The following is a 22,763-nucleotide window of genomic DNA, read 5'->3' on the forward strand; positions in this document are numbered from 1 at the left end:
GTGGGTATGTTCGGTGAATGAGCAACGTGCAGACGCAGGCGCCTCGGTGGTTCACCTCGGCGTTGGCAACTCCGGTCGATACTGGCAAGGTCGACGTCGCAGGCGCACAGGTCCACTATCGCGCGTGGGGTCCGTCGGGTTCGCCGGGAATAGTCCTGGTACATGGCGGTGCAGCCCACAGCCGATGGTGGGATCATGTGGCGCCGATGCTGGCCGACGGGCGCCGCGTGGTTGCGCTCGACCTGACCGGACACGGCGATAGCGCGCGTCGCGGAGAATACGGTTTGGAGCAGTGGGCTGAAGAAGCACTTGCGGTGGCGAAGCCTGCGGGAATCTCGGGTGCGCCGGTGTTCGTCGGGCACAGCATGGGCGGCATGGTGGCCTACGTGGCCGCCCAGTTGTTCGGCGACGATCTGGGTGGTGTCCAGCTGATCGATTCGCCCGTCCGAGCCCGCACACCTGAGGAGGAGGAGGCGCGCAAGCAGCACGCATTCGGCCCGAAGAAGGTCTACCCGACCAAGACCGAGGCTCTCGAGCGCTTCCGATTCGTCCCGCCCCAGGCCACAGCCGTGCCCGCGGTTCTCCGTCACGTCGCGGAGACGTCGATGGAGGAAGTGGCCGGCGGGTGGTCGTGGAAGTTCGATCCCGCCTTCTTCACCCGCAAGAGCAGCGATCAACTAGGCGGATCGGACCCGCGGTGCCGCATCGCCTTCTTCCGCGCCGAGAACGGAATCATCAGCGATGCCATTATGGAGGGCATGCGCCACCGCTTCGGGCCCACGGCGGTGGTGGTCGAGATTCCCGACGCCGGACACCACGTGATGATCGATCAGCCGCTTGCGCTGGTTGTCGGCATACGGAGCGTCCTCGCGTCGTGGGATGCCGAAGATTCTGTATTGGAGATGCCTGGCTGAGTCAGGCCCTGGATCGGACCGCGGCGACGAACTGCTCGATCAGCGCCACATCTTTCACGCCGCGCGACGACTCGACACCGCTCGACACGTCAACACCCCACGCGCCGGTAGCGTCGACGGCAGTTCTCACGTTGCCAGGGTGAAGTCCACCGGCGAGTATCCAGTCGCCAGGGGGCTTGTTCTGCCCGGCCCAGTCCCAGGGCACCCCTGCGCCGGCGACCGCCCCGTCGACCAGCAGGTGGTCTTCGCCGAAATCGCCCGGTACGGTACCGGCCGACACTGCCCGGATTACGCCCAGACCTGCCTCGTGCAACCGGTGAACTTCGTCCGCGGATTTCAGGTCGTGTACCTGAACGGTGCCGACTCCAGCCGCAGCGGCCACCTCGATCACCTCTGCTACGGGAGCGCCTTTGAACACACCCACCGTGACTGTGGGGCCGGTGACGCGACGGATCAGTGGCGCGGCATCGTGTGCGGATATCCTGCGGACGCTGTCGGCGAAGACGAAACCCACGGCGTCGACACCTAGGCGCGCCGCCGCATCGACCGAGTCTTCGTCCAGCAGGCCACAGATCTTGATAAATGTCACGTCATGACCTTAGTGGTCGGCTCCATGCTGGTGACCACCGAGTTTGTCGGAATTCGGAAGGCGAACGCCACCAACGCCGCACAGCGAACCAACCGGGAGGCAGGGCCCACAGGCGAACCCTGCTGTGAGCATCACGGCAGGCCCTCTTCGACCAGACGGGCCGCGGCCAGGAACTCGGCCGCCGTTCGGCGAAGATAATTCGGGCGCACCTCGACACCGTTGATGTGCGCAGTGCGTCCGTGCGTTCCGGTGCAGTCGACACGAATGTCGCCTTCGTCGAGCCAAACCTGCCCGTAGTAGTCCTCGCCCTCGTCTTCCGGCAGTCTCACGATCTCATGACCCGTTTCGCGGATGAGCCGAACCAGATGCGCAGCGAAAGACTCGTCGCCAAGAGCGCTCCAGTTGCATCCGGTGCAGCCCAGATCGTGACCGATCCTCTCCAATTCGTGCCCGTCGATGGCCTGCTCCGGGGTGATCTGTTTCGTAGCACTCATTTCCGGTTTCCTTCCTCGACGAACGCGAAATCCCGTGGGATTGGTGCGTCAATGTACTCCACCTTCGGTCCGAGTATCGGAGGGTGTGATGCTCCCACTCGTGAGGTCCAGGCGATCGTGCGCGGATTGTGGGAATTGGCTGGTCCGCCCATCACTTGCCTGCCTAACGGGCGGAACGTGTTCTATATTTGCGGCAGCCCATTGACGTCCAGTGAGAAGAGTGCACGGCATGTATCAGTGGTCCGACACCGATCTGATGTTCCGCGACGCGGTCCGAGGTTTCATCGACAAGGAGATTCGACCGCACGTCGACGCGTTGGAGTCCGGCGAGATGCCCCCGTTCGACATCATCCGCAAGCTCTTCGCCACCTTCGGACTGGACGAGATGGCTAGTGACGCGCTGCAGAAGTCTCTCGCCCGTGAGCGTGGCGAAGACACGGGTGACGAGGCGAAGCAAGACAAGCCACGTGGACTCGGCGGAGCGGGCAGTATGGGCGTGGTAATGAACGCCGAACTGGCCGGTGTGAGTCTCGGGCTCGTTGTTTCGCTCGGCGTGAGCCTGGGGTTGACGGTCGGGACCATCCGCAGTCGTGGGACGCTGGCCCAGAAGGAGCGCTGGCTTCCCAGCCTGGTCACCTTCGAGAAGGTGGGTGCGTGGGCGATCACCGAACCCGACTCCGGTTCGGACGCATTCGGAGGCATGAAGTCGTACGTCCGGCGCGACGGGGACGACTACATCCTCAACGGCCAGAAGACGTTCATCACCAACGGCCCCTACGCCGACGTCGTCATCGTCTACGCCAAGCTCGACGAGGGCGATTCTTCTCTCGATCGTCGCGACCGCAAGGTCCTCGCCTTCGTCCTCGATGCCGGTATGGAGGGATTCACCCAGGGCCCGCCGTTCAAGAAGATGGGCATGAATTCGTCGCCAACCGGGGAGTTGTTCTTCGACAACGTTCGCATCACCCGAGACAGATTGCTGGGCGAGACCGAAGACAGCGGTAGTTCCGACGGAAAGTCCAGTGCCAAAGAGAATTTTGCCGCCGAACGCATCGGCATCGCGACGATGTCACTCGGCATCATCAACGAATGCCACCGGCTGTGCATCGACTACGCGAAATCCCGTAAGACGTGGGGTAAGGAGATCGCCCAGTTCCAGCTCATCCAACTCAAACTCGCCGAGATGGAGATCGCGCGGATCAACGTGCAGAACATGGTCTTCAATGCCATCGAGCGCACCGCGGCGGGTGATCAGGTGAGCTTGGCAGAAGCCTCCGCGATGAAGCTCTACTCGTCCCGGGCGGCCACCGAGGTTGCGATGGAAGCCGTACAACTGTTCGGTGGCAACGGCTACATGACGGAGTATCGCGTCGAGCAACTCGCGCGCGACGCGAAATCGCTGATGATCTACGCCGGCAGTAACGAGATTCAGGTGACTCACATAGCGAAGGGATTGCTTGCGCTCTGAGCGAATTCGCTGCCCTCAGGCTTTCACAGTCGTTCGTCTCCACGGCTCACACTGACCCCAGCAGCGCCAGGACGGCTACGGGAAGCAGGAGCAGCCATTGGGGCAGCCGGAACAGCCGTGATGAACCGTCGAAGGTCAGGGTGATCGCCAGAAACACACCGGCGTAGGCAGCGAAATGCGCGGCCAGCAGCAGCCCCACGAGGCGTGTGCCCTCCGGCTGTACGAGACCCAGGTATACGAGGGCGGCTGCAGCGAAGACCAGGTCCGCGCTGACCAGATGCCACACCGAGTGCATGGTGCGTTTGGGCACCTGGGCAAGGGTGGATGCAAGCAGGGGCCGGACCACGTCGGCATGGCCGGCCACCAAGTGAATGACAGCGACACCGGCCGCTGTGACTCCCGCGGCGAGAAGCATGCCGTTCATCGGGTGCCGATCCCGTGAGTGACGACATACGCCAATTCGTTGGCCAACTCCGCGGTGACCGGCTCGCCCATCAATCCCACGTGAAAGAAGACCGCGCCAGCCAACGTGTCGAGGATCAGGTCTACCGGAACGTCACCAGTGAGCTCGCCGGATGTGGCGGCGCGTTCGAAGATCTCGACCATTCGCCCTCTGGCCGGAGCCAGGAAGGTCGAACGTAGGCGCGCACGGAGCACGGGGTCGGCCGCGAAGTCGGCCAACAGGCCAGGCAAGGCGGCCGCGGCCGCCGGCTCAGAGAACTCCTCGACCAGGTTCTCGGTGAGCTGGGCGATATCCCCCGCCAAGGTGCCAGTGTTGGGGACGGGGCCGACGTCGGTCGCGGTAAACAGTGCGTCGTACACCAGTTCCGGCTTGCCGGACCAACGGCGATAGATCGCATCCTTGCCCGCCCCGGCACGGGAGGCAATGGCGGTGATCGAGGTCCCCGCGTACCCATGCTCCAGGATCAGTTCTTCGGTGGCCCTGATGATGGCATCGTGCGTGCGCCTGTCACGTGGACGGCCCGATGCCTGTTCTGTGGTAGTCACACCATTACCTTACGGGACTACCCGTTTTGTAAATTGGTCAGGCCTGCATCCCTACACAGCTCGCTCCATTGAGCCCTGCACGTAGTTGTACCGGGGCAGCGGCTACAGGACGGGGTATTGCGTGTACGCGTCCATGTCCGAATTCATTGCTAGCGTTGACAAATGGATATGCGTCGATAAAGTATTTACCGACGCTAATTAATCGGAATGCTCAGCCCCCGACCGCGAACGTTCGTTGGCCGCTCGGCAAAAATGAAGCTCGAGCAGTTCGATCCACTGTCCACCGCTGAGGGGCACGTCGCCTGTGATGCCGGAAACAACAACCGCACGGCCCCCACCGATGAAACGTGTGGCCTTCGCGAGCTATGCCGGCACCGCCATCGAGTACTACGACTTCTACATCTACGGCACCGCGGCGGCACTGGTGTTTCCCACCGTATTCTTCCCGAACCTTTCTTCGACGATTGCGACCATCGCATCGTTCGCCACGTTCGCGGCGGCCTTTTTCTCCCGGCCAGTCGGGGCGGCTGTCTTCGGCCACTTCGGCGACCGGCTCGGCCGAAAGAAGACTCTGATCGCGACTTTGATGATCATGGGCTCGTCGACGGTGGCGGTGGGGTTGGTTCCCAGCGCCGCGACCATTGGTACCGCCGCGCCGATCCTGGTACTAGGCCTTCGCCTGATGCAGGGGTTCGCCGTCGGCGGAGAATGGGCGGGCTCAGCGCTGCTCAGCGCCGAGTATGCCCCGTCAGCCAAACGTGGGATGTACGGGATGTTCACCCAACTCGGCGTGGGGTCCGGTCTGGTGTTGAGCAACTTGGTGTTCCTGTCGGCGAACGTGACGATCGGCGAGGATAGTTCGGCCTTCATGACCTGGGGGTGGCGGTTGCCGTTCTTGGCCAGCGCCGTCCTGATGATCGTCGCGCTGTACGTGCGCCTGAACATCGACGAAACGCCCATTTTCCAGAAGGAGAAGAAAGACCACTCGGTCGCCCGCGCTCCGCTGGCCGATCTTCTACGTCAGCAGACGAAGCAGGCTCTGCTCGGCGCCGGATGCCTGACCGGAATATTCACTTTCAGTTTCATGGGCGGCACCTACCTCACCGGGTATGCCAGTACCGAACTCGGGCATCCGCGCAACCTGATTCTGACTGTCGGCGTACTTGGTGGGCTGTCACTGATCCTGTGCACCGCAATCTCGGCGCGAATATGTGACACGTATGGGCGGCGGAAGATCATCCTGGCTGGGTTCGCACTCGGGGTGCCGTGGTCCTTCGCTGTCCTACCGCTCCTGGACACCGGTTCGGCGACCCTGTTCGCTGTCGGTATCGCCAGTACCTTCGGGATCCTCGGGGTGTCCTACGGTCCGATGGCGTCGTTCATCCCCGAGGTGTTCCGGACCCGGTTCCGATACACCGGAGCCGGACTCGCCTTCAATCTCGGCGGGATTCTCGGCGGCGCGATACCGCCGGTCATCGCAGGTGCACTGTTGGCCACCTACGGAAGCTGGGCGGTCGGTCTGATGATGTCACTCCTTCTCCTCGTCAGCTTCGTGAGCGCCTACGCCCTACCCGAAACGAAGGATGTCGTCCTCTGATACCTAGAGGGTCAGGGCTTCGGTCACCGGAGTCCCGTACGCGATCCGAACGTTGCCGCCCAGATCGGTGTCGTGCTCGATCATCCCGCTCCATTTGCCCAGGCTCGGCGATTGCTCAGGATTCTCGGCCCTGCGATACCCAGTGCGGATGGAGCGAACGCTCGCCTTCTACATGCTCCAGGGCTGAATTCAGCACAGCCATCTGCGCCTCGTTCAGTTCGATGTCGAGCGCACCGACATTTTCGTCCACCCGTTCCGCGCGGCGGGTTCCCGGAATGGGAACGACAGACAGCCCGAATTCGGTGCGTTGCGCGTAGAGCCACGCCAGCGCGATCTGCGCGGGGGTGGCCCCAACTTCACTCGCCACGGCTTTCACCGCATCCAACACACCGGAATTGCGCTGTAACGCGCCGTCCGCGAATCGCGGAAGCCTTCGGCGGAAATCGTTGGGTCCCAACGACTCGAAATCGGTGATGGTTCCGGTGAGGAAGCCGCGTCCGAGCGGAGAGTAAGGAACGAATCCAACCCCTAGTTCGGCTGCAGCGGGCACGATTCGTGCCTCGACGTCACGACTCCAGATACTCCATTCCGACTGGAGTGCACTGATCGGATGTACCGCGTGCGCGGCCCTCAACTCTTCAGCCGTCACCTCCGACAGTCCGAGATGTCTCACCTTGCCGGCCGCTACGAGTTCGCCCATCGCGGCGACGGTCTCTTCGATGGGAACCGAGGTGTCGCGGCGGTGCATGTAGTAGAGATCGATCGTGTCGATCCCTAGTCTGCGCAGACTCGCGTCGGCCGCAGTGTGGACGTAGGCCCTGTCTCCTCGGGCCGAGGCACCACCTTCGCGACGTGCTCCGGGATCCCTCAGAATTCCGAATTTCGTTGCCAGCGTGACCTCCTCACGCCGGTCCTTAAGGAACTGAGCTATCAACCGCTCGTTGTCACCGTCGCCGTACACATCGGCGGTATCGATGAAGTTCACTCCGATATCTACTGTGTGATGCAGTGTGGCGAGCGCGGTTTCGGAGTCGGTCCCACCGTAGGACGGTGCGAAAGCCATTGCTCCGAAACCCATGTCGGACACGGTGAGGGAACTACCCAGAGTTGTCGTACCGATGGTGGTCATTGTCATCCTTCATTTTTCGCGGGCACGGCTAGGAGGGGCAACGCGGGTTCCAACTTCGTGTCCATCATTCAAAGGTACGACCCACAGTGCACCGTGACGAATACACGACGGTTTGTTGGACGCGTGAATGGTTGTGCTCGCACGCTCTAGTGCGGAAGCTGGAGAGGGGAGCGATCTCATGTCCTGACTCGTCGTGAACCGATACGAACTCTGGAACGAAGGCATTGGGGTGACGGAATGACTGCGATTTCAACGATCGACCTTTCACTCTGGCGGGCGGGTGGGCAACCCGCGGCGGACGTCGCCCGGGAGGTGGATGCAAGCTTGCAGCGCGCCGGGTTTCTGCTGGTCCGAGGGCACGGAGTTCCCCGTGACCTGGTCGCTGACGTACGGGTCGCCGCCCGCAACTTCTTCGCCCTCCCCGAAGAGGTGAAGGCTCGCTACTCGACGATCGTCGGCGGACGCGGCTGGATCCCGCCGGGAATGGAGGCGGACGGGTACGCCGAGGGCACCGAGACGCCCCCGGATCTCAAGGAGTCGTTCATCGCCGGGCCCGAGACGTCTGTCGGAGACCCCGTCGTCGATGACGTGTGGTTCAGTCCCAACGTGTGGCCTACCGAAGTGGTGGAACTTCGTGATCTCCTCACCGCCTATACCGAGGCGGTGCGCAAGTTGTCCAACGAGCTCCTGGCCTTGTTTTCCACCGCGCTCGGGTTGCCCGGTGACTATTTCGAAGGGTGCACCGATCGGCCGACGTGGATGTTCAAGATCAACCACTACCCGCCACTGTCGTCGGTGGGTGAGCCCGAACCCGGCCAGTTCCGTATCGGGCCACACTGCGATTTCGGCACCGTTACCGTGCTCGATCGGGAACCTGGCGAGGGCGGGCTCCAGGTACATACCGATGAAGGAGGTTGGGAAGACGCGCCTTACGACCCGGAGGCCCTCACCGTCAACATCGGTGATCTCCTCGAATACTGGAGCGGAAGGCGCTGGCCGTCGGGCCGGCACCGAGTCCTGCCGCCTCAAACCGGGGCTCCTGAGGAGGACCTCGTCTCGCTCATCTTCTTCTATGAACTCAACCACGACGCTCGGGTGACACCTCTCGATCCGCCGATCGGAACGGTCGCCGGGCTCGAGCCGGTCATTTCAGCCGATTTCATCAAGTCGCGACTGGACAAGATCACGATGTAGGGCCTACGGACCCTCATAGTCGCGAAGACCCTCGCCGGTCAGTTCCAACCAGCGGGTGATGCGGAGGTCGTGCAGAAACTGCCGATCGTGGCTCACCACGATCAGTGCACCCCGGTAGCTGCGCAGAGCCTGCGTGAGGTGCGCAAGGCTGGGTAGGTCGAGGTTGTTGGTGGGCTCGTCCATCATCAGTAGGCGCGGTGACGGTTCGGCCAGCAGTATGGTCGCGAGTGCCGCTCGTAGCCTTTCCCCACCGGACAGTGCGGACGCGCACACATCGGAATCGCTGCCCCGGAACAGGAACCGGGCCAACTGGGCGCGGATCTGTTCCGCCGACGCGTGCGGTGCGGCCGCTGTTGCGTTCTCGGCCACTGTCAGCGACTCGTCGAACACGTCGAGTCGTTGCGGCAGCGTCTTGAAGGGCACTCTCGGTCCGGTCGCGGCCACGGCATCGAGCAACGTCGTCTTGCCCACGCCGTTGCGGCCGATTATGGCGATGCGCTCGGGGCCGACGACATCGAGCGAGACCCGCTGTCCGCTGACGAGGTCCAGTTCCCGGGCGGACAAAACCTGTTGGCCGGGATGCACCTCCGTATCCGGGAGGTCGATTCGCACCTCGCGGTCATCGCGCAGCGCGCTCTCCGCTTCGGTCAGCGTTTCCCTTGCCTCTTCGACCTTGCCGAGGTGGTTGTTCCTCAGCTTGCCTGCCGACTCCTGTGCTTGACGTTTCAGTAGCCTCATCTTGGCTCTCGGCGCGCGCTTGTTCTCGAACATTTTCTGCCCGTACCGTTTACGACGGTCGAGCTTGATGCGGGCCTCGGCCAGTTCCCGCTTCTGCTTCTCCACGTCGTTTCGCGCGTCGCGCACCGCGGCTCTCGCGGACTCCTGCTCGGCCTCGACGGTCTCCAGGTAGGTGCTGAAGTTTCCTCCGAACAAGCGAATCCGACCACCACGTAGTTCTGCAATGGAATCCATGGAGTCGAGCAGGCCTCGGTCGTGGCTGACCGTCAACAGCGTGCCCGAGAACCGTTGCACCACATCGTAGAGTCGGCTGCGGGATTCGATGTCGAGGTTGTTGGTGGGCTCGTCGAGAAGGAGAATCTCCGGTTCCTTCAGCAATTGCGCTGTGAGGGTGAGTAGAACGGTCTCACCGCCTGACAGTTCACCTACGGTGCGATCGAGGTCGGATGCGCGTCTCACTACCCGTTCGAGGCCGAGTCTGTGAAGGGTGGACACCGCGCGCTCCTCGATGTCCCAGCGGCCTCGAACGGCATCGAAGTCGGCGGACGTACCGGCCCCGGCCTCGATGCGGTGCAATGAAGCCCGGACCTCTGCTATGCCCAGTAGACGATCGATCCGACGCGTCGGATCGAGTGTGACGTCCTGCTGAAGGTACGCCACCTCGCCACGCGCGGTCACCGACCCGCGGTCGGGGTGCAAGCGACCGGCGATCAACCGGAGCAGTGTGGACTTCCCCGAACCGTTGAGGCCGACGAGGCCGGTACGCCCGGTACCGATGACGGCATCGAGGCCTTCGAACACCGGTTCACCGTCCGGCCAGGTGAACGTGAGATCGGAGAGAGATAGGTATGACTGGGCCATGGTGTACTCCAGAGGTATGTGCGGATGACGACTCGCGTGACTACCTCGTCAGGAGCAATGGCCCGTTCCCTTCGTGTCCGGTGCTTGTTCGGCACGTCCACGGTAGGGCGCGACCGATATTCGCGCAATCGAATTAGATCTGAGGGCCGTCGGCCCTGAGTTCGTCCACCTTCGCCATGGCCTCTCGTAATTCGGCGAGCCACTCCTCGGTGTGCTTGCCGGCCAGTCTCACCGTCCACATCAGAGCGTCCGAGCGAGACCTCGCTACCCCGGCGTCGACGAGTGTGTCGAGAACTTTGCGTTCGGGTTGGCGGAGTCGGGTCATCACCGGGACGGCCAGGTGGGTGAAGAGAATGGTTCGGTCGTCGAGGGTGACACCCCATGCAACCTTGCGTCCGTATCGCAACTCCGCTTCGTCGGCGATCTGCATCCGGGCTGCGCGGGTCGATTCACGGAACCGGGCGACGCGACCGTCCCCTGCGGCCTCGGAGTTCGTGTCCGCAGAATCGACGGGGGGCAATGCACCGACCACGATGATCTCCTCGCGGTCGACCTCGACGGTGGGGGGTCCGGTGAACCAATCGTCGGGGAGGCGGCCACTGAACCAGTCGGCTGCGTCACTCGCAGCAGGAACGTCAGCTTGCTGCCATCCGCCGGGCCGCCCGAATCGGCGACTGCGGGGACCGTGTGCGTTCTTCATGGCATCCTCCTCGGAGCCTGGTATGACAAACACGGTGTTCTCTAATTACATGATTACACCGTTTACTCGAAACGCGCCACCATCTCAGGCATGATCGTCTCCGTGCGCACCGCAACTGTTCGTCACAGCACCACCCGTCCTGCCTCGACCCGAAAGGCGGCGGTGGGGATAGTCGTACTCGCGACGGTGCTCTCGGCCTGCGGACTCTTCGGGCCCGACCAACCCGACACCGTGTCGCAGCAATTCGTCGACGCACTCAACAGCGACGACGTGCAGGCCGCGGCAGACCTCACCACCGATCCCGTCGCGGCTTCCGCGGCGATCCAGGCGATGTATGACGGGCTGGGCAACAAGGACGGGAAGTTCACACGCACCGGTGCGCTGGAGTCGGGCGACGACCGCGGAACCTTCACGATGGATGTGGACTGGCCGTTTGCGCCGGGGCAGGACTGGAGATACAGCACCTCCGGCAACGCCACCAAGGAGGGCGACGACTGGAAGATCGTGTGGGATCCCGCAGTGCTCGCACCCGGTCTCTCGGATGATTCCACTCTCCGCTACACCCCTACGTCCGGGACGCCTGCGAAGGTTCTTGCCGCCTCAGGCGCTCCGATCCTCGAGCAACAGGTGGTGACGCTGGTCAACCTCGAGCAAGGAGCGAATACCGTCGCGGTGGCACAGTTGCTCGCCCCCATCGAACCGACGATCACCGCGGCCTCCCTGCAGCAGAACCTGGACGGCGCCGAAGGAGGCCCGGTCACGGTCATTTCTCTGCGCACCGAGGACCTCGCGCCGATCGAGTCGCAGTTGCGGCAACTCGACGGAGTGACGTTGGTACCGCAGACCAGGCTGATCACGACCGACAAGGCGCTGGCCTCGCCGACGCTGTCCGATCTCGGAGACCTGTGGCAGCAGGGACAAGATGCATCTGCTGGGTGGGCCGTGCAATTGGTCGATCAGGACGGAACAGCCGAGACGATCGCCGGCGAGCAGGGGCCCGACGCGCCCGACATCGCGACGACTCTCGACATCCCTCTTCAGATAGCGGCGGAGCGGGCTCTTGCCGATGTGCCGCAGCAGGCTGTGATCGTCGCGCTACAGCCCTCGACGGGAGCCGTGTTGGCGGTGGCGCAGAACGCCCCAGCAGACGCGGTAGGCCCGATCGCGCTCACCGGTCTCTACCCCCCGGGGTCGACGTTCAAGACGGTGACGACGTCCGCTGCCCTGCAGGCCGGAGTCGTCACACCCGACACTGTCCTGCCTTGCCCCGGTACCGAAAACATCGATGGCAGGCAGATCCCCAACGACGACCAGTTCGATCTCGGTGACGTCCCGCTGCATACCGCCTTCGCCCACTCCTGCAACACCACCATGGGTCGGTTGGCCGCAGGGTTGCCGGACGATGCCCTCCAGAAGGCTGCTCTGCAATTCGGTTTGGGCGTCGACTACGTCACTCCCGGGTTGACGACCGTCACCGGAAATGTGCCGGTCGCGGACAGTTCGGCCGCCCGAGTCGAGTCAGGCATCGGACAGGGCCAAGTGACTGCTTCGCCTTTCGGCATGGCAATGGTCGCCGCGTCTATCGCAAACGGTTCGACCCCACTGCCCATGATTGTCGACGGGCAGCCGGGTACGGCGGACCAGACGCCCCCACCGGTGCCCTCGAACGTCACCGCGGACCTGCGGACCATGATGCGTGAAACCGTGACCGGCGGTACGGCCACTGCGCTGCAGGACATTCCGGGGCTTCTCGGAAAGACGGGTACGGCGGAAGCGGGAAGCGGACCGGCCCACGGTTGGTTCGTCGGAATCAAGGACGACCTGGCATTTGCAGTCTTCATTGCCGGAGCCGACAGTTCGGGTCCAGCGGTGCAGGCCGCAGGGCGGTTTCTTCGCTGAATCTCATTGCACGTTGCAATCCGAAGATAGGTTGTGACTCAACGTAGTTCCTGCGTAGCAGCTTGTGCTTGCCACGCAGGTCGGTAAGTTCCTACTCCGTGGCCCTGCTCGATTTCGGAGTTCTCCTCGTAGCCGGGTTCTTCGCTGGACTGGTCGGCTTCGTAACGGGCTTGGCCTCCATCGTGTCTTATCCCGCACTGCTCGCCGTCGGCCTGTCGCCGGTGGCGGCGAATGTCACCAACACCGTTGCGCTGGTCGCGGTCGGTGTCGGAGCCCTGTCCAACTCCAGTAGGGAGGTCGTCGATACCGGTCCCAGGCTGTGGCGATGGGCGCTGTACTCGGCTGTGGGCGGATGTGTCGGTGCCGGGATCCTGTTGTTGGCTCCGGAGGGGTCGTTCGAGGCGATAGTGCCGTTCATGGTCGCGTTCGCGGCACTTGCGTTGCTGCTGCAGCCGCGGATCCGCATGCTGGCGGGCGAGCGTGACTTGCCCCGTACCTATTCCGTGTCGTTGTTCGTGGTCGCAATCTACGGCGGATACTTCGGCGCGGGCGCAGGCGTGATCTTCCTGGCGATCGCCCTGATCCTCACTTCGGAGAAGATCTGGCGCGCGACCATACTGAAGAGTTTCCTGCTGGGTATCGCCAATCTGGTGGCAGCCATCGGATTCGCGGTCTTCGGCCCCGTCCATTGGAGCGCCGCCGCCGCGATGGCGATCGGCGCCCTGGCCGGCGGCTGGTGCGGACCACCTGTCGTCAAGCGGATACCGCCGTCTGTGCTCCGCGTTGTCATCGCCATCGCCGGATTCGGGCTGGCCGGCTGGCTGTTGGTGCGCTGAGTGCAGCGGTGAGCCGACAACGCGCTCAGACTGTCAGTGCACGCCCTTCATCAGTTGCTTGATCTTCGGTGCGGCGATCAGGAGGATGATGCCCACCCCGATGGATCCGAGCCCGACTGTGGTGAAGAACGGAATCTCATTGTCCTGGTTGTAGTAGCCGGCGAGGGTGCCCGCCATGGCGGTTCCCAGCGCCACCGACAGGAAGAAGAGCGCCACCATCTGGGTGTGAAAGACCTTGGGAGCCAACTTGGTCGACAGTGACAGACCGACCGGGGACAGCAGCAGTTCGGCAAATGTGAACAGCAGCAGGATTCCGGCCAAGCCGAGTACTGGCGCGCTGTTGGCGCCGCCACCGGACATCGGGATGAATGCCAGGAATGCGAGCCCCATGATCATGGTGCCGACGGCGAACTTTATCGGGGTCGACGGCTGACGGTCGCCCAGCTTGGTCCAGGCAGTCGCAAAGATGCCCGCGAAGATGATGATGAAGATCGGATTGAGCGACTGTACCCACGTTGGAGGGAACTCCCAGCCCAACACATTGCGGTTGAGCCGTTGGTCCGCGTACACCGCGACGGTGGTGAACTGCTGCTGAAACAGGGACCAGAACACTGCGCTGGCGATGAACATCGGGATGAACGCGTAGACGCGGCTACGTTCGACCGCAGTGATGCGGCTGCTCGTCAGTATGACGACGAAGTAGATGACGGTCGCCGCGATCGTCAATCCGACGACGATGTTCGACAGATCGTTGGTGTTGATCACGCCGGTCAAGCTCAGCACGGCGACTACGACAACGGCACCGGCACCGATCGCGATCCACCGGCTGCGCTGATCCCGTGGAAGCGGGTTCGGTGCTTTTGCACCGATGCCGCGCAGCCGCTTGCGACCGATCGTGTACTGGGTGAGTCCCAGGGCCATGCCGATCGCGGCGAGCGCGAAGCCTGCGTGGAATCCGATGGTGCTCTGAGCCCAGCCCGTGAGAAGTGGGCCGACAAGGGCACCGATGTTGATGCCCATGTAGAAGATGGAGAATCCGGCGTCGCGGCGATCGTCGTTCTCTTCGTAGAGATCGCCGACGAGCGACGTGGCGGTGGCTTTCAGTCCGCCGCTGCCGAAGGCGACGCAGACGAGGCCGACGCCGACACCCCCGAGGCCGGGGAGTACGGCGAGGGCGATGTGGCCGAGCATGATCAGGATGGCGCTGTAGAACAGGGTGCGTTCCGAGCCGAGGAGCCGGTCGGCTACCCAGGCGCCGAGGATGGTCGAGAGATATACCGTGCCGCCGTAGGCGCCGACGATGCTGGTAGCGGAGGCCTGGGTGATCCCCAGGCCACCGTCGGAGACCGAGTAGTAGAGGTAGTAGATCAGGATGCCCTGCATCCCGTAGAAGGAGAATCGCTCCCACATCTCGACGCCGAACAGGTTCGACAGAGCGAGCGGTTGGCCGAAGAATCCGTGACTGGATTTCTTCTCTTCCACTTTGGGATCGAGTGTCTCACTCATGAGGAACCTGCCTCACATCGAGTCGGTGCCCGGCGCCGGCTATACGGACTTGCTCACGTTCGCGTGGCGGCGCGCCCTCGTGAGGGCTTTCGCGACGGCCCGCCAGCCGAGGAGAAACACGGCGAGAACGGTACCCGCCACGATGATGAAGCTTAGCGCCGTACCCTGGCTGCTGGCGATACGTAGCGCCATGCCGATTACGAGCGTCGACAGCCACAGCAGGATTCCGGTCGGGACGATCAGAACCGCATCGAACTTGTCGCGGTAGAGCGCGATAGTGGCGATCCAACCAATCACCAGACCGGTCAGAAAAGGCCATGCCGTGTTGGCCAGTCCCGCCAGCGTGTTCGCCTCGTCGTGGCTGTTGCGGCCGATGGCGCAGAACGCGACGACGAGGACGATATCCAGCACGAGAGCGGGCAGGTACTTCTTCACGGACCCAGCCTAGATGGCACGCGCCCACCTTCCTCGGGGGAAGGTGGGCGCGTGTTTTGGGGGCGGAGGCTCAGGCCTGGAATCCTGCTTCGATCTCGAGAGTGAGGGTGATCTTGTCGCCGACGACAGCTCCGCCGGTCTCCAGCGGCATTTCGACGGTGATACCGAAGTCTTTGCGGTTGATGACGGTGGTGGCTTCGAAGCCCGCCACTGGTCCGTGGCCCATTCCAGGGTTGACGCCGTTGAACTGGAGCGCGAGCTCGACGGGACGGGTCACGCCGCGGAGGGTGAAGTCGCCTTCGACAACGTAGTCGTCGCCCTTCGTGCGGAGGCCGGTCGACTTGAAGGTGGCGGTCGGGAACTGCTCGGCGTCGAAGTAGTCGGGCGACCTGAGGTGGCCGTCACGGCCTTCGTGCTTGGTGTCGATGGACGCGATCTGGATCTCGGCGCTGACGGAGGCGGTGCCATCCTCCGCGACTGTGATCGCGCCGCTGAAGTCGTCGAACGTGCCGCGGACCTTGCTGACCATGAGGTGGCGTACGGAGAACTCGACAGAGGAGTGGGTCGGATCGATGGCCCAGGTTCCAGCGGACAGGTTGGGGAGGGCGACGGTGGCGGTGGTCATGTGAACTCCTTGGATCGACGGGCGAAGTAGTTGAAATTTTAACTTCGTAGGTAGACAACGGCACTGGACGGGGACTTGTTCCGCAACGGAGCGTGATCTACGTCACTGCTGGATGGCCTACTTGTGTCACGCGAGCGTGACAGGAAGCGTGAGCCTAAGAAGTCTATCGCTCGAATTGACCAGGGGCGCTGGAGCGTCGAGCGCTATATGTGCGGAACCACGATGTCTCGATCGAGGGCTGCTGTGCGCGGTTTACGGCTTGGAATCAGGCTCGGGCTCTGGAGTGTGGGAGGAATGTTCGTCTGCGGGTATGGGCGACTGTTCTTGCCGTTCGAACTCGAGATCCATCGCCAGATCCTCGTGCTGGTTGTACCGGAAGAGGATGAGGAAGACTATCCAGCCGACAAGGGCGACGAGGATATAGCTGACCACGCGGTAGACGAAGACCGCTGCGAGTGACTGAGACGCAGTTGCTCCTGCCGCAGTCAAGGTGGCGATCAGGGTGCCGTCGACGAACCCAAGTCCGCCCGGGGCCAGCGGAATACTCGCCACCGCCTTGGCAGCGGCGAACGCGATGAGCAGGCCCGCCAGCGATGGTTCCGCGCCCACCGCCCAGCATGCAAATCCGAGGCATGCAACGTCGGCGAGCCGGTGTACGCCCGACCATCCGAACGCGACCAGGGAATCGCGGCGCCCGAGTTCTACCGACTCGAGCTGGCTCAGGATCTTGTTCCAGCGGTCGACGCCGGTGTCCGGAGGGTTGTCGCGCAAGGTGTTGTACCGGGACAGCAACCATCGCCCGATCGAATCGATGGAACCGGGGTTTCGGGAAACGTGCCGCAGGCCGTAGAACAGAGCGAACGCCGCGACCAACGACAGCACCAGGGTGACGGGGCTCACCTTCGTGCCCACGGTGAAGGCGCCTGCTGCACCAAGCAGCGCAAGGCTGCCCGCCGCGATCACCCCCGAGATCGCCAGCTGCCACGACGCCACGATCGGGGTGGCGCCCCACTTGCGGGTCTGCTTGTAGGTGAACGCTGTGGAGAACACCTGGCCGGCAGGCAGGGTGACGGCCATCGCCGTACTCGCGTAGATCACCGACACCGACTTCAGCTGACCGACCACAACGCCGCCCGCTTGCAACAGGCGTTGCTGGACAGCGCCGTATCCGCTCAAGGAGACGGCCTGAGCGCCGATACACGCGGCGACCCATCCCCAGTGAATCTCGGTGAGAGCCCTCCACGAATCGCTCAGTGTCGGCCACAGGTAGATGGCCTCGACCGTCAGCAGTGTCACAAGGCCCGCGCCGAGCAGCCATTTGATCCACCAGAATCGACTTCGACGACGAGCCGACTCGGCTGAGGGAGGGTCGGATCGGGGCTGGGCCACGTTGGTCAGCGTAACCAACGGGTGGCGGATTACTTCGGATAGTCCTCGGGCCAAGCCAGATGCGTGTTGCGGCGGCGCCCCCGCAACTGGACCTGTTCACCGAGTTCCCAGTGTCTTTGTTCTTCGTCGTCTGCAAAATACAAGGCACTCGTCGACGCCAGTACGCGGCTCGGATGAAGCTTGGCGAGCTCCGTGAGCCGTGACGCCTCGTTGACGGGATCGCCGATCACTGTGTACTCGAAGCGTTCGGATGCACCGATGTTGCCCGCCACGGCAAGGCCCGCCGAGACGCCGATACCCACGTCGAGGCCGGTAATCCGGTTCAGGGCGAACCGCAATTCCCTGGCCGCGGCCAGGGCGGCGGTCGGAGCGTCAGGGCGGTCCAGGGGGGCTCCGAAGATTGCGAGCGCCGCATCACCCATGAACTTGTTGACGAATCCGTTGTGGCGGTCGATCACGTCGACGACTATGCGGAAGAATTCGTTCAGGAGGTTCACAACCTCTCCTGGGGGCCGTTCGGCAGCAGCACCGGTGGAACCGACCATATCGACGAACAACACGGCCACGAATCGAGTCTCACCTCCGAGTTCTGTTCCGAACTGCAGCGCTCGGCGTGCGACGTCCTCGCCGACGTGCTGACCGAACAACTCGCTCAGGCGTCGTCGTTCGTCCGATTCACGCATCATGCGGTTGAACCCGACTTGAAGTCTCCCGATCTCGCTTCCGTCGAATACCTCGACGTGGACGTCGGTGGCACCGCGCTGGACGCGTTCGATGGCTCGTCTCAGTTGCTTGATCGGGTCGGAAATCTGGCTGGCCGTGAGCATCGACAACGCGAAAGCCTGTGTGATCGTGATGATCGACACCAGCAGGATCGCCCATGCGAGGGCGTTGGAACTGAACAACAGTTCGTCGGTGAGCTGTGTGACGCACAACAGGATGATGCCGATGACGGGCAGTAGTGTTCCCAGCCCCCAGGTCATGGCCATCCGGACGCCGACGCCGGGAGCAACGGTGCGGTCGAAGTCACCCTCACTGAGAGCACGAGCGGCAACCGGACGCAGGATGCGTTCGCCGAGCATGTAGGTGAAGCCGAATGTTGTGGTGGCGGCCATGCAGACCGTGACGATTACAACAATCGCGAGTTCCGGCATCTCCGTGACCGTGAGAAATACGAAGATGATGCCGCCGAGGATCCACAACACAAGATGCACGATCGCTTGCCTCAGCGGTGCGTGCAGAGCCGCCATCTGCTGGCTGGGCGTAGGTGGACCTCCCCGTAGCTGCCACTGGACGACAGACCTCAGCATCATCGCCGCAGCGGTGAGGCTTACGACAGTGGCAAACGCGAGGTAACCACCGAAGATGGCGATGTTGCGAAATCGGTCTTCCGCGAAGGCCGGTGTTTCCGGGATCGGCACGCCGTAGCGCACGAACGCGAAGACCAGAATGGCGCCGAAGAAGTTGGCGAGGAGCATCGAGAACATATAGAGCGGCCAGCGACTGCGGACTGTCGTTGCAATCCCTCTATAGAATTCCCGCACGTCGTTAATTTAGCGGGCAGCGCGGGGGTGGAGTCGTAGATGTCCCTCAAAGCACGCGAATGCGTGTTCCCCGGGAGCCATCCGTGACAAACCTGGCGTGAACGAGCGCGCCCGAGTAGCGGCCACAGCCTTCCTGATACTTCCATGAACCGGGTGCTTATTCTGATCGGTATGGAGGCAAGGGATCTGCGCGTAACGGACGCGGAACGAGAGCACGTCAGCCAGTTGTTACAGCGGGCGGTCGGGCAGGGGATGCTCTCGCTGAGTGAGTTCACCGAGCGGATCGATGCGGTCCTTGTCGCGAAGACACGAGGCGAGCTCAATGCGGTTCTGGCGGATCTTCCGGGCATGGAGATGGTTGCCCCGTCGACACCGCCGCCATCGCCTACGCCCGCGCATACCCCGTATCCCCTGCCTCAGAACATCGCCCAACCGGTGGCACCGAACGCGTACGCGACACCGATCCCGACGACGCGGGAAGTCATCCGAGGCCGGATGTCGGCGGTCAGCCGTAGCGGGCCGTGGAGTGTTCCGCCGGTTCTCGAGGTGGACAGCAAGCTGTCGACCGTGACGCTCGACTTCACCCGAGCCATCATGGCTACGCAGGTGGTGCACGTAGCGATCGACGACTACGGAAGCACGATCACGCTGGTCGTGCCTGAAGAGGCGACGGTCGACCTGGGCGGGGTGGAAACCATCGGTGGCACGGCAAGGAACAAGGTCCGCACCGGCCCGCCGATCGGCCCACTGCATGTCGTAGCGCACGGCAAGGTCCGGTTCGGGAGTGTCACGGCAAGACACTCCCTGAGTGCGTCCATTCGCCGGATGTTCGGGTAGTAGATCTCATCCGGCGCGATTCGTCACTGCCGGTTCTGCCGCGCGATGAGTTCGCTCACGCTCACGGCGGTGTCGTCGTCCGCGCGGTGTCTGCCGCTCGCCGCGTCTTCCGGAGCGGCGGGCGGCTCGTCGACGCTACGACGACGCTTCTCGTTGATTGGAACACCGTTCGGGCCCTTCGAAGGGGTGTCGCTCCTGTCTTTCTCGCGCCGACTGTCGCCGACCGGCTGTGATGCCTCCGGTTCGCTGGAACTCGGCTGCGAGGTCACTGGGCGCGGCGAGAAGGTGGGGAACGGCGGCACGGACCCAGTCTGTTTCGCTTCGGGAGACAGCCCTTGCCCAGGCTTCTCCTTGTCGGACTGACCCTCACCGGACTGACCCTCTCCGGACAAGGAGATCGCACGCCGCTGTGCTGTGGACGTGGATCGAAGGTCCGCGAGCCAACTCTCGATGGGCCGCGACTCGGTGGTGGGTCCCTGCGTCGGAGCCGCTGGGCGCGGTGGCGGTGCCGGAAGCGACTGCGACGAGGTGCTCGACGGCGTCGGGGACGGCCGCCGGGAAGCGGACTCCGACGACGCCATGGTCCCCGGTTCCGGTGGTGGGTCGTCGTCACTGTGCTCCGGCGGGCGGGCGGGACGTCCGGTCGCCGACCGTCGAGCTTCGGTCTGGGCGTGACGCGCCTTTGTCTCGTCCTCGGAGGGCTTGCCGGGCGGCGCCTGATTGGTGACCAACGGCATTGGTTGGGTGAGGGGCTCAGGTTTTCCGGGCGTGAATGTCCCGGCCTTGCCGCGCGCGGATGAGCCGGCACCGGCCGGCATGAGTTCCGGAACGTCGGACGGCATCAAGGCGGAGTCGAGGATGGGCTCAGCCAGACCGATTTTCGCCTGGATACGCTTCATCCACGCCGGCGCCCACCAGCAGTCGTCGCCGAGGAGTTTCATCGTGGCAGGTACGAGGAACATACGGATCACGGTGGCGTCGATGACCAGCGCAGCGATCATGCCGTACGAGATGTACTTCATCATCACCAGTTCCGAGAACCCGAAGGCGCCGGTGACGACGATGAGGATCAGGGCCGCCGCGGTGATGATGCGGCCCGTGTGCGCGGTGCCGATACGGATCGATTCCGCCGTACTCGCCCCTTGGGCTCTCGCCTCCACCATCCGCGAGAGCAGGAAGACCTCGTAGTCGGTGGACAGGCCGTAGACGATCGCGATGATCAGCACCAGGATGGGAGAACTGATCGGTCCCGGAGTGAAGTTCAGCCAAGAAGAACCATGACCGTCGATGAAGATCCACGTCAGGATGCCGAGCGTGGACCCGAGGCCCAGCGCACTCATCAGGGCGGCCTTGATGGGCAGCACCAGCGAGCCGAACGTGAGGAACATCAGCAGCGTCGTCACGAACAGGACCAGGACCACCATCGCGGGCAGGTGGTCGAGCAGCGCGGCGATGCTGTCTTGCTCGATCGCCGGAGTCCCGCCCACCAGCACCTGCACACCGTCGGGATTGTCCATGGCACGGAGGTAGTCGATGGCCGGCTTCGAATCGTTGCGGTCGACCAGGCCGGCTTTGAGGACGACGACGCCGTCCGTTGTGGGCCCTTCAGGAGTGAATCTCTCGATCAAGCCAGGTGCCTCGCTGGCATCCCTGATGATCTCGCCGAGTTGCTGGTTGTCCGCGTCGGACACGACAAGTTTCAGCGGTTCGGTGCGCAGAGACGGGAAGATCTCGTCGAACTCTTCCTGCGCCTCGCGAGTCGGATTGTTCGGGGGAAGATACGTCTCGTTGATGCCTCCGAACCTGATCCCTGTCAGCGGGATGATCAACAGGAGGAGGCCCACGACGATGGGGATGGTGACCTTGAGCGGGTTCCGCATCACCCAACGAGTGAGGCGGCCCCAGATGCTCGCCTCGATCTGTTCGGCGTTCTTGGTCTGACGGAGACGGTCCAGGGTAAGCGAGTCGACCCGCTTACCGAGGATGCCCAGGATCGCAGGCAGGATCGTGATGGACGTCAGAGCGGCGAGTCCCACTGTCGCGATCGCGCCGTAGGCGACCGACTTCAAGAAGCCCTGCGGGAAGATCATCAGCCCACCGAGGCTGACCATGATCATCGTTGCGGAGAAGACCACGGTGCGGCCCGCGGTCATCACCGTTCTACGTATGGCGGAGGGGGTGTCGTGCCCCTCCGCCATCTCTTCTCGGAATCGGCTGACGATGAACAACCCGTAGTCGATGGCCAGGCCCAGTCCCACCAGAGAGACCACGGGTGCGACGAACGAGTTGACCTCGGTGAAATTGGTGAACAGACGGACGATGCCGTTGGCGCCGACGACGGTCAGACCACCGATGATCAGCGGCAGCGCCGCCGCGACGACACCACCGAACACGAAGAACAGAAGGATGCCGACAGCGGGGATCGCCAACAGTTCCATGCGGCGAATGTCGTTGGCCATCGTGTCGTTCAACGCCCTGGCAACGGGCTGGAGCCCGGAGAGTTGCACGTCGACACCGTCGATGTAGAACTCGTCCTTGACGTCACTGAAGTTATTCGTGACCTCGGTGTCGTTGTCTCCGACGATCGCGACACTCTCGATTGCGTGCTGTTTGTCGGCATCCGACGCGGCCGCAAGTCGCGGCGCGTTGCCCACCTCGAAGTAGCCGCCGTTGATCCTGAGGATCTTGTCCGGGTGGTTCGTGACCAGCGCTTCGAGGTTCTCGACGATCTTCGCCTGGAATTCCGGATCGTCGACCGTCTTGCCCTCTGGCGCCGTATACATCGCCACGACATCGCTGGTGGTGTCTCGGCCGAATGTGCTGTCAGCCAACTTGGCTGCTGCGACCGACTCCGAACCCGGGTCGTCCCAGCCGCTCTGGCTGAGATGGTCACCGAGACTCAGGCCATAGGCAGCCAAACCGAGCAAAAAGGCAACCATGATGCCGATGACGGTGAATCGGGCCCGGTAGACAATGCTTCCCCAGCTCGCGAACACAGAT

The 22,763-nt window shown here is 63.3% G+C and carries 20 protein-coding genes; 7 read left to right on the forward strand and 13 right to left on the reverse strand.

The window, feature by feature from the left end:
* The first annotated feature begins 17 nt into the window (after positions 1 to 17).
* The gene (locus AB0I57_RS01310) at positions 18 to 914 is read left to right on the forward strand and encodes an alpha/beta hydrolase (RefSeq protein ID WP_358328733.1); all 897 of its coding nucleotides are present in this window, start codon (positions 18 to 20) and stop codon (positions 912 to 914) included.
* A 1-nt stretch (position 915) separates the two neighbouring features.
* Here the strand turns inward: AB0I57_RS01310 and AB0I57_RS01315 are convergent, their stop codons facing one another.
* A complete protein-coding gene (locus tag AB0I57_RS01315; protein WP_358328735.1) occupies positions 916 to 1,503 on the reverse strand; it encodes a phosphoribosylanthranilate isomerase in 588 nt (195 codons plus the stop codon).
* Between the two features lie 131 nt (positions 1,504 to 1,634).
* Positions 1,635 to 1,997 (reverse strand): hypothetical protein, encoded by a 363-nt coding sequence (locus tag AB0I57_RS01320; protein ID WP_358328738.1) that lies wholly within the window; start codon positions 1,995 to 1,997, stop codon positions 1,635 to 1,637.
* A 229-nt stretch (positions 1,998 to 2,226) separates the two neighbouring features.
* Between AB0I57_RS01320 and AB0I57_RS01325 the strand changes: the two genes are divergently transcribed.
* Positions 2,227 to 3,465: an acyl-CoA dehydrogenase family protein gene (locus AB0I57_RS01325; protein ID WP_358328741.1), complete on the forward strand. Its 1,239-nt coding sequence runs from the start codon at positions 2,227 to 2,229 to the stop codon at positions 3,463 to 3,465.
* 46 nt (positions 3,466 to 3,511) lie between these two features.
* Here AB0I57_RS01325 and AB0I57_RS01330 read toward each other — a convergent pair whose 3' ends face one another.
* Both AB0I57_RS01330 and AB0I57_RS01335 read right to left on the reverse strand, forming a co-directional pair.
* Positions 3,512 to 3,889: a hypothetical protein gene (locus AB0I57_RS01330; RefSeq protein ID WP_358328744.1), complete on the reverse strand. Its 378-nt coding sequence runs from the start codon at positions 3,887 to 3,889 to the stop codon at positions 3,512 to 3,514.
* Positions 3,886 to 4,473, reverse strand: a complete 588-nt coding sequence (locus tag AB0I57_RS01335) for a TetR/AcrR family transcriptional regulator (RefSeq protein WP_358328747.1) — start codon at positions 4,471 to 4,473, stop codon at positions 3,886 to 3,888. The genes AB0I57_RS01330 and AB0I57_RS01335 overlap by 4 nt, the downstream gene beginning before the upstream one ends.
* A 340-nt stretch (positions 4,474 to 4,813) precedes the next feature.
* Here AB0I57_RS01335 and AB0I57_RS01340 point away from each other — a divergent pair, with 340 nt between their 5' ends.
* Positions 4,814 to 6,070: an MFS transporter gene (locus tag AB0I57_RS01340; RefSeq protein WP_358328750.1), complete on the forward strand. Its 1,257-nt coding sequence runs from the start codon at positions 4,814 to 4,816 to the stop codon at positions 6,068 to 6,070.
* A 115-nt stretch (positions 6,071 to 6,185) separates the two neighbouring features.
* Here the strand turns inward: AB0I57_RS01340 and AB0I57_RS01345 are convergent, their stop codons facing one another.
* On the reverse strand, positions 6,186 to 7,199 hold the full coding sequence (locus AB0I57_RS01345; protein ID WP_358328753.1) for an aldo/keto reductase: 1,014 nt from the start codon (positions 7,197 to 7,199) through the stop codon (positions 6,186 to 6,188).
* Positions 7,200 to 7,436: 237 nt separating this feature from the next.
* On the opposite strand from AB0I57_RS01345, the gene AB0I57_RS01350 reads away from it, so the two are divergent.
* On the forward strand, positions 7,437 to 8,393 hold the full coding sequence (locus tag AB0I57_RS01350; RefSeq protein ID WP_358328756.1) for a 2-oxoglutarate and iron-dependent oxygenase domain-containing protein: 957 nt from the start codon (positions 7,437 to 7,439) through the stop codon (positions 8,391 to 8,393).
* 3 nt (positions 8,394 to 8,396) lie between these two features.
* Here the strand turns inward: AB0I57_RS01350 and AB0I57_RS01355 are convergent, their stop codons facing one another.
* Positions 8,397 to 9,992 carry an ABC-F family ATP-binding cassette domain-containing protein gene (locus AB0I57_RS01355; protein WP_358328759.1) on the reverse strand — a complete coding sequence of 532 codons (1,596 nt, stop codon included), beginning with the start codon at positions 9,990 to 9,992 and terminating at the stop codon, positions 8,397 to 8,399.
* Positions 9,993 to 10,125: 133 nt separating this feature from the next.
* Complete coding sequence (locus tag AB0I57_RS01360; RefSeq protein ID WP_358328762.1) at positions 10,126 to 10,692, reverse strand: hypothetical protein; 567 nt, start codon at positions 10,690 to 10,692, stop codon at positions 10,126 to 10,128.
* A 90-nt stretch (positions 10,693 to 10,782) separates the two neighbouring features.
* Between AB0I57_RS01360 and AB0I57_RS01365 the strand changes: the two genes are divergently transcribed.
* Positions 10,783 to 12,591: a penicillin-binding transpeptidase domain-containing protein gene (locus tag AB0I57_RS01365; RefSeq protein ID WP_358328765.1), complete on the forward strand. Its 1,809-nt coding sequence runs from the start codon at positions 10,783 to 10,785 to the stop codon at positions 12,589 to 12,591.
* 98 nt (positions 12,592 to 12,689) lie between these two features.
* Positions 12,690 to 13,427, forward strand: a complete 738-nt coding sequence (locus AB0I57_RS01370) for a sulfite exporter TauE/SafE family protein (protein ID WP_358328768.1) — start codon at positions 12,690 to 12,692, stop codon at positions 13,425 to 13,427.
* Between the two features lie 33 nt (positions 13,428 to 13,460).
* On the opposite strand, the gene AB0I57_RS01375 is transcribed toward AB0I57_RS01370, so the two are convergent.
* From AB0I57_RS01375 to AB0I57_RS01395, 5 genes are all read right to left on the reverse strand, one after another.
* Positions 13,461 to 14,933, reverse strand: a complete 1,473-nt coding sequence (locus AB0I57_RS01375; protein ID WP_358328771.1) for a peptide MFS transporter — start codon at positions 14,931 to 14,933, stop codon at positions 13,461 to 13,463.
* 39 nt (positions 14,934 to 14,972) lie between these two features.
* The gene (locus AB0I57_RS01380; RefSeq protein WP_358328774.1) at positions 14,973 to 15,368 is read right to left on the reverse strand and encodes a DUF3054 domain-containing protein; all 396 of its coding nucleotides are present in this window, start codon (positions 15,366 to 15,368) and stop codon (positions 14,973 to 14,975) included.
* A 70-nt stretch (positions 15,369 to 15,438) separates the two neighbouring features.
* Complete coding sequence (locus tag AB0I57_RS01385) at positions 15,439 to 15,993, reverse strand: YceI family protein (protein WP_358328777.1); 555 nt, start codon at positions 15,991 to 15,993, stop codon at positions 15,439 to 15,441.
* A gap of 252 nt (positions 15,994 to 16,245) precedes the next feature.
* Positions 16,246 to 17,382 (reverse strand): YbhN family protein, encoded by a 1,137-nt coding sequence (locus AB0I57_RS01390; RefSeq protein WP_358328780.1) that lies wholly within the window; start codon positions 17,380 to 17,382, stop codon positions 16,246 to 16,248.
* A gap of 29 nt (positions 17,383 to 17,411) precedes the next feature.
* Positions 17,412 to 18,869: an adenylate/guanylate cyclase domain-containing protein gene (locus tag AB0I57_RS01395; protein WP_358333011.1), complete on the reverse strand. Its 1,458-nt coding sequence runs from the start codon at positions 18,867 to 18,869 to the stop codon at positions 17,412 to 17,414.
* A 228-nt stretch (positions 18,870 to 19,097) separates the two neighbouring features.
* On the opposite strand from AB0I57_RS01395, the gene AB0I57_RS01400 reads away from it, so the two are divergent.
* A complete protein-coding gene (locus tag AB0I57_RS01400) occupies positions 19,098 to 19,763 on the forward strand; it encodes a DUF1707 domain-containing protein (RefSeq protein WP_358333014.1) in 666 nt (221 codons plus the stop codon).
* Between the two features lie 23 nt (positions 19,764 to 19,786).
* Here the strand turns inward: AB0I57_RS01400 and AB0I57_RS01405 are convergent, their stop codons facing one another.
* Positions 19,787 to 22,759 carry an MMPL family transporter gene (locus tag AB0I57_RS01405; RefSeq protein ID WP_358328783.1) on the reverse strand — a complete coding sequence of 991 codons (2,973 nt, stop codon included), beginning with the start codon at positions 22,757 to 22,759 and terminating at the stop codon, positions 19,787 to 19,789.
* Between the last annotated feature and the right edge of the window lie 4 nt (positions 22,760 to 22,763).

The sequence above is a fragment of the Rhodococcus sp. NPDC049939 genome, assembly GCF_040656415.1.
Taxonomy (GTDB): domain Bacteria; phylum Actinomycetota; class Actinomycetes; order Mycobacteriales; family Mycobacteriaceae; genus Rhodococcus_F.